The sequence below is a fragment of the Streptomyces laculatispora genome, from assembly GCF_017353455.1.
In the GTDB taxonomy this organism is placed as follows: Bacteria; Actinomycetota; Actinomycetes; order Streptomycetales; family Streptomycetaceae; genus Streptomyces; species Streptomyces laculatispora.
Genome location: NZ_JAFMPZ010000236.1, coordinates 1 through 11,825, shown reverse-complemented (window position 1 = coordinate 11,825; position 11,825 = coordinate 1). Strand labels below are relative to the sequence as shown.

At 70.6% G+C, this 11,825-nt stretch carries 9 protein-coding genes and 1 pseudogene; 8 read left to right on the top strand and 2 right to left on the bottom strand.

Going from position 1 to position 11,825, the window contains the following annotated elements:
- Nucleotides 1-42: 42 nt before the first annotated feature.
- Nucleotides 43-1,410, bottom strand: a complete 1,368-nt coding sequence (locus J1C73_RS13365; RefSeq protein ID WP_207316562.1) for a radical SAM protein — start codon at nt 1,408-1,410, stop codon at nt 43-45.
- A 264-nt stretch (nt 1,411-1,674) separates the two neighbouring features.
- Here J1C73_RS13365 and J1C73_RS13360 point away from each other — a divergent pair.
- A pseudogene (locus tag J1C73_RS13360) lies at nt 1,675-2,198 on the top strand (SRPBCC family protein).
- Between the two features lie 13 nt (nt 2,199-2,211).
- Here J1C73_RS13360 and J1C73_RS13355 read toward each other — a convergent pair.
- Nucleotides 2,212-3,066 (bottom strand): pentapeptide repeat-containing protein, encoded by an 855-nt coding sequence (locus J1C73_RS13355; RefSeq protein ID WP_207316561.1) that lies wholly within the window; start codon nt 3,064-3,066, stop codon nt 2,212-2,214.
- A gap of 217 nt (nt 3,067-3,283) precedes the next feature.
- Between J1C73_RS13355 and J1C73_RS13350 the strand changes: the two genes are divergently transcribed.
- The 7 genes from J1C73_RS13350 to J1C73_RS13320 all read left to right on the top strand — a co-directional run.
- Nucleotides 3,284-4,657 (top strand): FAD-binding oxidoreductase, encoded by a 1,374-nt coding sequence (locus tag J1C73_RS13350; RefSeq protein ID WP_207316560.1) that lies wholly within the window; start codon nt 3,284-3,286, stop codon nt 4,655-4,657.
- A gap of 82 nt (nt 4,658-4,739) precedes the next feature.
- A complete protein-coding gene (locus tag J1C73_RS13345; protein WP_207316559.1) occupies nt 4,740-5,231 on the top strand; it encodes a hypothetical protein in 492 nt (163 codons plus the stop codon).
- A gap of 72 nt (nt 5,232-5,303) precedes the next feature.
- The gene (locus J1C73_RS13340; protein WP_073733868.1) at nt 5,304-5,531 is read left to right on the top strand and encodes a hypothetical protein; all 228 of its coding nucleotides are present in this window, start codon (nt 5,304-5,306) and stop codon (nt 5,529-5,531) included.
- A 376-nt stretch (nt 5,532-5,907) separates the two neighbouring features.
- Nucleotides 5,908-6,798, top strand: a complete 891-nt coding sequence (locus J1C73_RS13335) for a carbon-nitrogen hydrolase family protein (RefSeq protein ID WP_242644109.1) — start codon at nt 5,908-5,910, stop codon at nt 6,796-6,798.
- Between the two features lie 241 nt (nt 6,799-7,039).
- Entirely contained in the window at nt 7,040-8,206 is a 1,167-nt protein-coding gene (gene rhaI, locus J1C73_RS13330) for an L-rhamnose isomerase (protein WP_207316557.1), read from the top strand.
- 55 nt (nt 8,207-8,261) lie between these two features.
- Entirely contained in the window at nt 8,262-10,307 is a 2,046-nt protein-coding gene (locus J1C73_RS13325; RefSeq protein WP_207316556.1) for a bifunctional aldolase/short-chain dehydrogenase, read from the top strand.
- Between the two features lie 16 nt (nt 10,308-10,323).
- Nucleotides 10,324-11,825, top strand: a 1,502-nt coding sequence (locus J1C73_RS13320; protein ID WP_207316555.1) for a rhamnulokinase, incomplete at its 3' end; no start/stop codon positions are given.

Sequence of the window (11,825 nt, the reverse complement as noted above, 5' to 3'; positions counted from 1 at the left end):
GGGAGCTCGCCGCCGCGGCGGATGCGTCGGCCGGCTGACCGGTCAGGGCGTTTCGTCGTCGGGACGGGCCGGCAGGCTGTCCATGAAGGAGCTGACGGAGAACACCGCGCGTCCGGGACCGGGCGGACCGTAGCCGGGGGGCGAGCTGAGCCCGTACTCCTCCATCGTCGAACGGTAGGCGTCCAGCAGCCGGATGTGGTACTCCAGCGGTGCGCCGTCCGGGTTCGTCTTCCCCAGCGGGGTCGTGGGCTCGGGACACCAGGTGGTGAAGCGGGGCGTGATGCCGTGCGACATGAAGAACCGCAGGCCCTCGGTGGTCGACTCGATGGCCTCCTTCACCGTGGTGAAGCCGAACGGCTCGGCCATCTCCACGCCTGCGACGAAGTTGGGAATGACGTTGCGGGCGCCGAAGACCTCGGCGGAGTCCAGGATGCGGCGGTGCCATTCGTCGCGGCCGACGTAGCGCTCCTTGCCGGGGCAGTACAGCTCGAACAGCCGGGGGTCCCACACCTCGTAGTTGGGGTGGTAGATCTGCACGCCGTAGTCGTGGAACCGCTGCACGTCGGCCTTGGGAAGGGCCTGGGCGACGACCTTGCCGATCCACCGGCCGGGGAAGCGCTCCTCGATGGCCTTGGCGTACTGGCCGTAGAAGTCGGCCTCGTCCCGGCCGCCGATGTGCGAGGTGATGGCGCCGCCGGTGAGCGTGTAGGCCGTGGACGTCTTCGCCGTGTCGTACCGGTCGATGATGGCCAGTGCCTCAAGGACCTCCTCGACCGGCTTCACTCCGGTGTACGGGCGGCCCGCGGCCTTGTGCTGGCGCCAGTTGTGGTTGATGTCGCAGTACTGGCACTCCTCCTTCGCACCGAAGTACTGGCAGACGCGGAAGACCGTCAGATAGACGAGGTAGCCCCACTGGATGGTGGGCGCGACCTCCATCACGGACTTGCCGTTCTCCAGCGTGTGCCGGTAGTAGTCGGGCATCGGGGGAAGCCCTACGTCGGAGATCCGCCTGCCGTCGAGGTAGAGCCCGAGCACTCCGTCGTCATCGGCCGCGACCCGGTAGGGAGACGCCGGATTCACCCGCACGGAGACCACGGTGCGCCGCAGCTCGTACGGTCCGCCGGTGAGGACGATCTCCTCCGGCGGCCGGCGCAGGGCGGCGGCCCCCAGCTCGGGCAGGGTGCCGTGGTCGAAGGAGAAGATGAAGTACGACTTCGGTTTGACGTCACCACCCTCGTTGTCACTGAGCGCGGACTCGTCGAAGGCCAGGCCGCCGCGCAGCAGGTCCTCCTTGATCACGGCCTCCCGCGGCACGTGCGGGAACTGCTCCATGAGCCGTTCGATCAGGCGGGTGCGGCCTGCGTCGGTGCTGCCGGGCTCGGTGCGGCTGGGGTCTGTGCGGCTGGGCATGTGCGGGGCTCCTCGGTCCGGTTGCCGGTGGTGTTCCGGATACGCCACCCTGTGCAACGAACCACGGACCGGAAGCGTTCTCGATACCGGAAGCCTTCTCGGAACCGGGTGCGTCCCGGTACCGGGCGCCGGATGCGGCGGCCACTGGGTCCGGTCCGCGGGCGCCCTCTGCCGGGGCCTATGTGGGGCCCGGGAGCCCGTCGGCCGTGCGGTCGGCCCGACGCCCGGTGGTTGCCGGAGTCGGCCGCGGATCGGGAGTGCTTCATGGGCCGCACCATGTCCGTGTCGGACGGCATCGTCGTTCTCGCCGCCCCTTCGGCCGTGTACGAGCAGCTCAGCGACCCGACCGCGATGGGCCGCTGGAGCCCGGAGAACCGGGGCGCGAAGGTGCTCGGGAAGCGCCGGGACGCGTACGTCGGCATGGTCTTCGAGGGCGCAACAAGCGCGGGCCGATGAGCTGGACGACACGGTGCACGGTGACCGCGGCCGATCCGGGCGAGCGGTTCGCCTTCCGGGTCCACGCGATCGGTGCCCGGCGGCCTCGGCTCCCCGGCGCGATCGCCACGTGGGAGTACCGGTTCGAGGCCGTGGACGGCGGCACGCGGGTCACCGAGACCTGGACCGACGACCGCCGCCGCTGGCCGGACTTCGTGGCCAACGCGTTCGACCGGGCGGCCACCCGGGGGCACACGTTCGCCGAGTTCCAGCGCGGCAACATCCGCACCACGCTCCGGCGGCTGAAGGAGGCAGTGGAGGCCCCGCTGAACGGGGACGCGCCCCGGGCATGACCCTCGGCCGCCCTCAGCGCTCCCAGTGCGTGGGGCGGCCGAGCGACGAAGGGAGCCGGGTGGCGGCGTTCCCCCGGGCGGCGTTCAGCTGTGACTGCGTCAGGAAGAGCGCTCCGGTCAGATCGGCACCGGACAGCTCCGCGTCCCGGAAGTCCGCGCCGATGAGGTCGGCGAGCCTGAGATCGGCGCCGGTGAGGTCCGCCGCGATGAGGTAGGCGCCGCGTAGGTCGCCGCCGCGCAGATCCGCCCCCTTGAGGCGGGCGCCGATGAGGTCGGCGCCGCGGTGGTTGCGCTTCTTCTTGCGGGGAGCGGTGGCGCGTACGAGTTCGCTGGTGCGCGAGAGCAGGGCGGCGACCTCGTCCCGGTGTGCCGCGATGTCCAGGTCCGCGAAGGCGTCGGCGTCGAGGTGGGTGAGGCGCTCGGTCGCGTCGAGGGCGCGGCCGATCTCGCCGTGGAGGGGGCGGGCCGGTGCCAGTTCGGCCGCCTCCGTCAGATACCAGAGCAGCTCGTGCAGCTGTCGCATGACCGGAAAGACCTGGAACATCTGCTGGGCGCTCTCCGGGGCCCCGCGCCAGTCCTGTCCGCCGAAGGTCTCCCCGGAGACCTTCTGGCCGGCGCCGAAGCAGTCGTACACGGTGCAGCCCGGAAAGCCCTCGGTACGCAGCCGGGTGTGGATGCCGCAGCGGAAGTCGTCTTGAAGGTTGCGGCAGGGTTTACCGGCATCCTTGTTGATGGCGAAGTCCGCGGACCGGGTCAGGGTCAGCGCGACACAGCACAGCCCGAAGCAGTTCCCGCAGTCGGCGCGCAGGCCGGCCCGGCCGGTGCTGTCCGCGTGGTCGGTGCCGGGAGTTCGGTCGTTATCGGGCACGGTGCCTGCGTCCTCCGGTGTGCGGGGTCCATGAACGGCCGAGCCTATCGAGCTTCACCGCGGGCCCGGTCCACGTGGTGTCCTTTCTGGAGACGTCCTGCTGGGCCGGGCACGGCGACCGCGGGCTCCGGAACCAGCGAAGGGGGCCTCCCCCATGGACCGGCAGCTCCGCGCGACAATGGTGGGCAATACATCTTTATGGGAGGTGGCCAGCATCGTGGCGAACACACCGGTCGACAGCATTCCGGCCCGGCGGGTACTGACCGATCCGGCGGGCCTGGCCCGGTACCAGCACGACGAGGCCGAGTGGGCTCCGTACGGGATGCCGCTGGCCGTGGTCCGCCCGCAGAGCACCGAGGAGGTGCGGGATGTGGTGCGCCACTGTCTCGCCCACCGCATCGCGCTGGTGCCGCGCGGCGCGGGCACCGGTCTGTCCGGCGGCGCGAACGCCGTCGACGGGGCGATCGTCCTGTCGTTCGAGGACATGAACCGGATCGTCGGCATCGACGTGGCCGAGCGGCTGGCAGTGGTCCAGCCCGGTGTGGTCAACGACGATCTGCGGGCTGCCGGTGCGGAGCACGGGCTCTGGTACCCGCCTGATCCGGCCAGTTCACCGTGGTCCACCATCGGCGGGAACGTCGCGACCAACGCCGGGGGCATGTGCTGCGTCAAGTACGGCGTGACGCGCGACTACGTGCTCGGCCTTGAGGTGGTCAACGGGCTCGGCGAGGTCGTCTCACTGGGCCGCCGTACCGCCAAGGGCGTGGCGGGATACGATTTGGCCGGGCTGATGGTGGGCTCCGAGGGCACGCTCGGGGTGATCACCGAGATCACCGTGCGGCTGCGTCCGGCACGGCTCCAGGAGCGGACGGTGGCCGGCTACTTCTCGTCGGTGGTCGCCGCCGGTGAGGCGGTGAGCGCCGTGACCGCGTCCGGCGTCATCCCGTCCGCGCTCGAACTGGTCGACCGCCACTGCCTCGCCGCCGTGGACGCCTGGAAGAAGATGGGACTGTCCGCGGACGCGGACGTGGTGCTGCTCGGCCGGGTCGACACCCCCGGGGCCGAGGGGGACGCCGAGGCCGAACTGATCCGGGACTGCTTCGAACGGGCCGGCGCGACCTGGGCCGCGGTCTCCACCGACCAGCAGGAGGCCGATGCCCTGTTCCAGGCCCGGCGGCTGGCCTATCCGGCGCTGGAACGGCTCGGCCCGGTCCTGACCGAGGACGTCTGCGTACCGCGGACCGCGGTTCCCGAGATGCTGGCCCGGATCGAACGGACAGCGGCCCGGCACGACATCCTGGTCGCCAACATCGCCCACGCCGGCGACGGCAATCTGCACCCCCTGATCATCACGCCGCCGGGTGACGAAGCGGCACGCGCCCGCGCCCAGTCGGCCTTCGAGGACATCCTGGACGACGCCATAGCGCTCGGCGGCACGGTCACGGGTGAGCACGGGGTCGGACTGCTGAAGATGCGCGGCATGAACAAGGAACTGGGACCCGCCGTGCTCGGCATGCACCACGCGGTGAAGGCGGCGCTCGATCCGCACGGCATCCTCAACCCGGGCAAGGTGCTCAGGGGCGGCGTCTGACCTCGCGTTCCGTGTCCGGGCCTCGTTGTCAGTGGGGCGGCGCACACTGGCAGTCAGTGCGTACGGGCGAAAGGGGAGGCGGATGAGCGCCGAGGAGGAGACCGGTTTCGAACCGGCTACCGGGGAGGGTCCGTCACCCCCGGGCCCGGCGGAGAGGCGTGCCGCCGCGGTGCGGACCGCGTTCGCCGGGATGGTGCAGATACGGCGGCTGACCAACACCGGGCACGCGGCCCCGGAGGCCGTGCCGGCCCCGTGGGAACTGCACAGGCCGGTACGGGCCGTCGCCCTCGCGCTGGAGGCATCGGGGCTGTCCGCGTCGGCTGTTGACGCGTCGGGGCGGCGTACGGCGACCGGGTACCGGGTGGAGGCCGGTACGGCGTCGGGCACCGTGCGGGTCGAGTGGCTCGGGCCTCCCGGCAGCGGGGCGGCGCACGAGGAGGACGGCGAGCTGACCCGGTGCGCCGCGGTGCTGCGGGAGTCGGGCTGGATCGCGCTGCTGTACCGCGGGCCGCGCCGCCGAAGGTTCCTGGAGGTCGAACCACCGGCCGGTGCGCGTCGGCCGGACGGCCGATAGGGACCACGCCCGCGTTGTCAGACCCATGGGGGATGCTTGTGGGTCCGACACCTCTGACCTGGAGATGCTGAGATGCGCGATGACGAACTCGCCGCGGCGCAGGCGTATGTCCGTTTACTGGAGGCCACCCGGGCTGCCCTCTGCGACCCGGATGACGCCCCTCTGTACATGCCGTTGCTCGCCGCACCGATCGAGGAGGCCGACGGCGCGCTGAGGAGGGCCGGGCTCTCGGGCAACGAGTCCCGGTTCTTCGACCTCGTCCGGTCGCTCCAGCCGAGCATGTCGGGCAGCGGGCACTGAGCTGTGCCGGGCGGACGGCCGGCGGAGCGGCTCCGGGCGGCTGGTGTCCGGAGCCGCTCAGTGGCCCGGTCGGCTCCCGGTCTTGACGGGGTCCGCGCACGACGGGAATCATGCTCACTGCGTGGCCTACGCCTCACCTCCTCCGGCCGTCCCCAGCTCGGTCTTCCACGGAGGCAAAGGGACTTCTTGTCTCAGGTCGCTGTCGTGGTCCGATCGTCTCGGGTGTGGTCGCTGGGGGGCTCGCGCCCGTGGCGTGGAAGGCCAGATGACAGCCCACAGGAATCTCAAGCGCCGGGTGCGCGCCCGTGCCGCCAAGACCGGCCAGTCCTATTCGACTGCCCTCCGGCATTTCCGTTCGGCTCCCCGAGGAGACGTCATGCCGGAAGACAACCATCTGCGATTGGCCGTGGCTCGGACCACGGTCCGAGTCAACCCGCGTAGCAGCCCCCAACTGAGGGACGGCGGGGCCGAGGTACGAAGCCTGATGCACCGGGCCCGGGCGGCCGGTGCGAGGGTCGTGCAGTTCCCCGAGGGCGCGATCTGCTTCCCGGACAAGCGGCTGCTCTCCGCCAACGGCCCTGACGAGGCGGGACCGTCGGACTGGAGCCGGTTCCGGTGGGACGTGCTCCAGGAGGAACTGGCCCTGACCGCACGGCTGGCGAGGGAACTCCGGCTGTGGACCGTGCTCGGTTCCGCCCACCGGCTCACCGCACCCAACCGGCCGCACAACAGCCTGTACGTGATCTCCGACCGCGGCGAGGTGGCGACCCGCTATGACGAACGGATGCTGTCGCACACGAAGAGCTCCTACATGTACGCACCGGGTTCGGCACCGGTCACCTTCGAGGTGGACGGCGTCCGGTTCGGCTGCGCGCTCGGCATGGAGGCCCACTTCCCGGAGCTCTTCGGCGCGTACGAACGCCTTGACGTCGACTGCGTGTTGTTCTCGACCACAGGAGGTGCCACGGGAGGCGGAACGGTCTTCGCCACGGAGATGCGGGCACACGCGGCGACCAACCGGTACTGGGGCGGTTTCGCCGTACCCGCCCAGCTCAAGGGAGACACCCCGGCGGGAATCATCGGCCCGGACGGTGAGTGGGCTGCCCGGTGCCCACGTGACGGAACCCCTTCAGTTGCCGTCGCCGACCTGGGTCCGCAGGACCCCGCGAGTGCCCTGGCCAGGCCCTGGCGGCGCAAGGCGCGTACCGGGCTCTACGACGGTTACCTGGTCGAGGACGCCCGCAGCGACGACCGCACCGCTTTCTAGAAGAGGCCACGCGGCGACGGCCGCCTGACCCGGCCGGGCCTGCCCGAGAAGTCCCTCGGGCAGGCCCGGCCCGTCTTCGGCCAGGTCGCCCCGATCCGTGGTGAATTGATTCAAACCAGAACGAAGACTGACGAGCTGCTTGACTAGTCGTTGGTGTCAAACCTAGCGTACGTTCCAGCTGAAACGATTCACATCATCCTGACGGCTACGGTCGCCGGATGGCTCTGCTTACGAGGTGTTCATGTCTGATGTGTCGGCCGTCAAGGCAGCCCTGAAGTCTCAAGTGATCGAGACTCCTTCGTGGGGTTACGGCAATTCCGGGACCCGTTTCAAGGTGTTCGCGCAGCCGGGGGTGCCGCGCGACCCGTTCGAGAAGATGGCGGACGCGGCGCAGGTGCACACCTTCACCGGGGTCGCGCCGAAGGTGTCGTTGCACATTCCCTGGGACAAGGTGACGGATTATGCCGCCCTGACCCGGCACGCCGAGAGCCTCGGGCTGCGGATCGGTGCGATCAACTCCAATGTCTTCCAGGACGACGACTTCAAGCTGGGATCGGTCACCCACCCCGAGGCGGCGGTGCGGCGCAAGGCGACCGATCACCTGCTGGAGTGCATCGACGTCATGGACGAGACCGGTTCCCCCGATCTCAAGCTGTGGTTCTCCGACGGCACCAACTACCCCGGGCAGGACGACATCGTCGCCCGCCAGGACAGGCTGTCCGAAGCGCTGACGGAGGTGTACGAGCGGCTGGGCGACGACCAGCGGATGCTGCTGGAGTACAAGCTCTTCGAGCCGGCGTTCTACACCACGGATGTGCCGGACTGGGGCACTGCCTACGCGCACTGTCTGAAGCTCGGCCCGAAGGCCCAGGTGGTCGTGGACACCGGTCACCACGCACCCGGCACGAACATCGAGTTCATCGTGGCGATCCTGCTGCGGGAGGGCAGGCTCGGCGCGTTCGACTTCAACTCCCGCTTCTACGCGGACGACGATCTGATGGCCGGCGCCGCCGACCCCTTCCAGCTCTTCCGGATCATGCACGAGGTGGTCAGGAACGGAGGTCTCAACTCCGGGACCAACGTCAACTTCATGCTCGACCAGTGCCACAACATCGAGGCGAAGATCCCGGCGGTGATCCGGTCGGTCGCCAATGTGCAGGAGGCGACCGCCAAGGCGCTGCTGGTGGACGGGGACGCGCTCGGCACCGCACAGAAGTCGGGCGACGTACTCGCCTCGAACGCCGTCCTGATGGATGCCTACAACACCGATGTGCGGCCGCTGCTCGCCGAGGTGCGTGAGGAGCAGGGGCTGGCCCGTGACCCGTTCGCCGCCTACCTCGCCTCCGGCAACCAGGAACGCATCGCCGCCGCCCGGGTGGGCGGCACGCAGGCCGGCTGGGGCGCCTGAGCCGTCTGCGCAACCCTCTTGCCGTCACCGCACTCCTCACCCCGAAGGAACCCTTATGACGTCCGCGACGCACCCCGAGGTCGCAGCGCTTCTGGAGCGCGCGCACCGGATCGGCTCCGATCCCCGCAACACCAACTACGCCGGTGGCAACACGTCGGTGAAGGCCGTCGGCGCCGATCCGGTCACCGGTGGCGGGGCCGAGCTGCTCTGGGTCAAGGGTTCCGGGGGTGACCTCGGCACCCTGACAGAGCCGGGTCTCGCCGTACTCCGCCTGGACCGCGTCCGTGCCCTCAAGGAGGTGTACCCGGGCGTCGAGCGCGAGGACGAGATGGTGGCGGCCTTCGACTTCTGCCTGCACGGAAAGGGCGGTGCCGCACCGTCCATCGATACCGCCATGCACGCCCTGGTCGAGGCGGCGCACGTCGACCACCTCCACCCGGATTCGGGGATCGCCCTGGCGTGCGCGGCCGACGGAGAGAAGCTGACCGCCGAGTGCTTCGGAGACAAGGTGGCCTGGGTGGGCTGGCGCCGGCCGGGGTTCCAGCTCGGTCTCGACATCGCGGCCGTCAAGGAGGCCAACCCGCGGGCGGTCGGGGTGATCCTGGGCGGTCACGGAATCACCGCCTGGGGCGAGACGTCCGAGGAGTGCGAACGGAACGCCCTGTGGATGATCCGTACCGCCGAGGCATTCCTGCAGGAACACGGCAGTGCCGAGCCCTTCGGTCCCGTGCTGCCGGACCGGGTGGCACCGAGCGCACGGCTGCGCCGTGAACGGGCCGCGGCGCTCGCCCCGTTGATCCGTGGCCTGGCGTCCACGGACCGCCCCCAGGTGGGTCACTTCACCGATGCCGAACCGGTGCTGGACTTCCTGTCCCGCGCCGGGCATCCGCGCCTCGCCGCACTGGGCACCTCGTGCCCCGACCACTTCCTCCGTACGAAGGTCCGCCCGCTGGTCCTAGACCTTCCCGCGGACGCGCCGTTGGCCGAGGCCGGGGCGCGGCTGAGGGAGCTGCACGAGGAGTACCGGGAGGCGTATCGCTCGTACTACGAGCGGCACGCCGTCCCCGGCTCGCCCGCCATGCGCGGCGCCGATCCGGCGATTGTGCTGGTGCCCGGGGTGGGCATGTTCTCCTTCGGGAAGGACAAGCAGACCGCCCGTGTCGCTGCGGAGTTCTACCTCAACGCCATCAACGTGATGCGGGGCGCGGAGGCCGTCTCCTCGTACGCGCCGATCGGGGAGTCCGAGAAGTTCCGGATCGAGTACTGGGACCTGGAGGAGGCCAAGCTGCACCGGATGCCGAAGCCGAAGCCGCTGGCCACCCGGGTGGCGCTGGTGACCGGTGCGGGCTCGGGGATCGGGAAGGCCATCGCGCACCGGCTGGCCGCCGAGGGCGCGTGTGTGGTCGTCGCGGATCTGAACGCGGAGAACGCCGCCGCGGTCGCCGAGGACCTCGGCGGGGCCGACCGGGCGGTGGCGGTGACGGTCGACGTCACCAGTGAGGAGCAGATCGCCGAGGCGTTCAGGGCCGCCGTGCTCGCCTTCGGCGGTGTGGACCTCGTCGTCAACAACGCGGGGATCTCCATCTCCAAACCGCTGCTGGAGACGACGGCGCGCGACTGGGATCTGCAGCACGACATCATGGCGCGCGGTTCGTTCCTGGTGTCACGGGAGGCCGCCCGGGTGATGCGGGCTCAGGGCCTCGGCGGCGACATCGTCTACATCACTTCCAAGAACGCCGTGTTCGCGGGTCCGAACAACATCGCGTACTCGGCGACCAAGGCCGATCAGGCCCATCAGGTGAGGCTGCTGGCGGCGGAGCTCGGCGAGCACGGGATCCGGGTGAACGGCATCAACCCGGACGGTGTGGTGCGCGGTTCGGGGATCTTCGCCGCCGGCTGGGGCGCCCAGCGGGCGGCGACGTACGGCATCGAGGAGGAGAAGCTCGGCGAGTTCTACGCCCAGCGGACCCTGCTCAAGCGCGAGGTGCTGCCCGAGCATGTCGCCAATGCCGTGTTCGCGCTGACCGGCGGCGACCTCACGCACACCACCGGTCTGCACATCCCTGTCGACGCCGGTGTCGCAGCAGCCTTCCTGCGATGACCCGGACACGATCCCCATGGCTGTGAACTCATTCGACCACCCGGCCGGCGACGCCGTCTTCGCCGCCGTGGACCTCGGTGCCACCAGCGGCCGGGTGATGACGGGCCGGGTCGGTCCCGGCACGCTGGTGCTCACCGAGGCGCACCGGTTCGCCAACACACCGGTGCGGCTTCCGGACGGGCTGCACTGGGACGTACTGGCCCTGTACCAGGGGATGCTGGACGGGTTGCGGGCGGCCGGGCGCAGTGGTCCGGTGGCCTCGATCGGCATCGACACCTGGGCGGTGGACTACGGTCTGCTGGATGCCGACGGGGCGCTGCTCGGGATGCCGTTCCACTACCGGGACGGGCGCAGCAAAGGGATGTCGCAGCGGCTGCCGGACGGCTGCGGCGCGGCGGAACTGTATGCCGTCAGCGGCTTGCAGCATCTGCCGTTCAACACGGTGTTCCAGCTGCTGGCACACCGTGCCACGGCCCAGTGGGAGGCGGCACGGACACTGTTGCTGATGCCCGATCTGCTGGTGCACTGGCTGACGGGTTCGGTGGGTGCGGAGATCACGAACGCGTCGACCACCGGTCTGTTCGACGCGCGTGGCGGTGGCTGGTCGGACGAACTGATCGGGCGGCTGGGGCTGGCGCGTTCGCTCTTTCCGCCGCTGCGTGAGCCGGGCGATCCGGCGGGGACACTGCTGGCGCACGCCGCCGAGGCCACGGGGCTGCCGGCCGGGACCCCGGTGACCACCGTCGCCTCGCACGACACGGCATCGGCGGTCGTGGCGGTGCCGGCGAGGGAGCCGGATTTCGCGTACGTCTCGTGCGGCACCTGGTCGCTGGCCGGTCTGGAACTGGACGCCCCGGTGTTGTCCGAGGAGTCCCGGGCGGCGAACTTCACCAACGAGCGCGGGGCCGACGGCACCGTCCGGTACCTCCGCAACATTATGGGCATGTGGCTGCTGGAGGAGTGCCGCCGGACGTGGGACCGCGAGGCCCCCGCTCTCGGTCTGGCCGGGCTGCTGACCGACGCGGCCGCGGCGGAGCCGTTCGCCGCGGTGATCGACCCCGATGACGAGACGTTCCTCGCGCCGGGTGACATGCCGTCCCGGATCGACGCGTATCTGCTGCGGACCGGGCAGACGCCTCCGGGGGCTCCCGGGGGTTACGTGCGGTGTGTGCTGGAGAGCCTGGCGCTGGCCCATCGCAGGACGTTGCGGCGGGCCGCGGAGCTGGCGGGCCGCGAGCCGACGCGGATCCATCTGGTCGGCGGCGGCTCGCGCAACGAGCTGCTGTGCCAGTGGACGGCGGACGCGAGCGGGCTGCCGGTGACAGCGGGGCCCGCCGAGGCCACGGCGCTCGGCAACATCCTGCTGCAGGCCCGCGCCCACGGCCTGGTGGGTGACCTCGCCGGACTGCGTCGGCTGGTCGCCCGTACACAGCAGTTGCGGCACTACGAACCGCGGGGAAACGGGCGGGCCTGGGACCGAGCGGAGGCCCGGCTCAGCCCGGGGCCGGTCCCGGCGGA

Excerpts from the sequence above, each read along its gene's own strand:
- J1C73_RS13365 (WP_207316562.1), bottom strand. The coding sequence starts at position 1,410 with ATGCCCAGCCGCACAGACCCCAGCCGCACCGAGCCCGGCAGCACCGAC.
- J1C73_RS13345 (WP_207316559.1), top strand. The coding sequence starts at position 4,740 with ATGAGCGCCGAGGAGGAGACCGGTTTCGAACCGGCTACCGGGGAGGGT.
- J1C73_RS13340 (WP_073733868.1), top strand. The coding sequence starts at position 5,304 with ATGCGCGATGACGAACTCGCCGCGGCGCAGGCGTATGTCCGTTTACTG.
- J1C73_RS13335 (WP_242644109.1), top strand. The coding sequence starts at position 5,908 with ATGCCGGAAGACAACCATCTGCGATTGGCCGTGGCTCGGACCACGGTC.
- rhaI (WP_207316557.1), top strand. The coding sequence starts at position 7,040 with ATGTCTGATGTGTCGGCCGTCAAGGCAGCCCTGAAGTCTCAAGTGATC.
- J1C73_RS13325 (WP_207316556.1), top strand. The coding sequence starts at position 8,262 with ATGACGTCCGCGACGCACCCCGAGGTCGCAGCGCTTCTGGAGCGCGCG.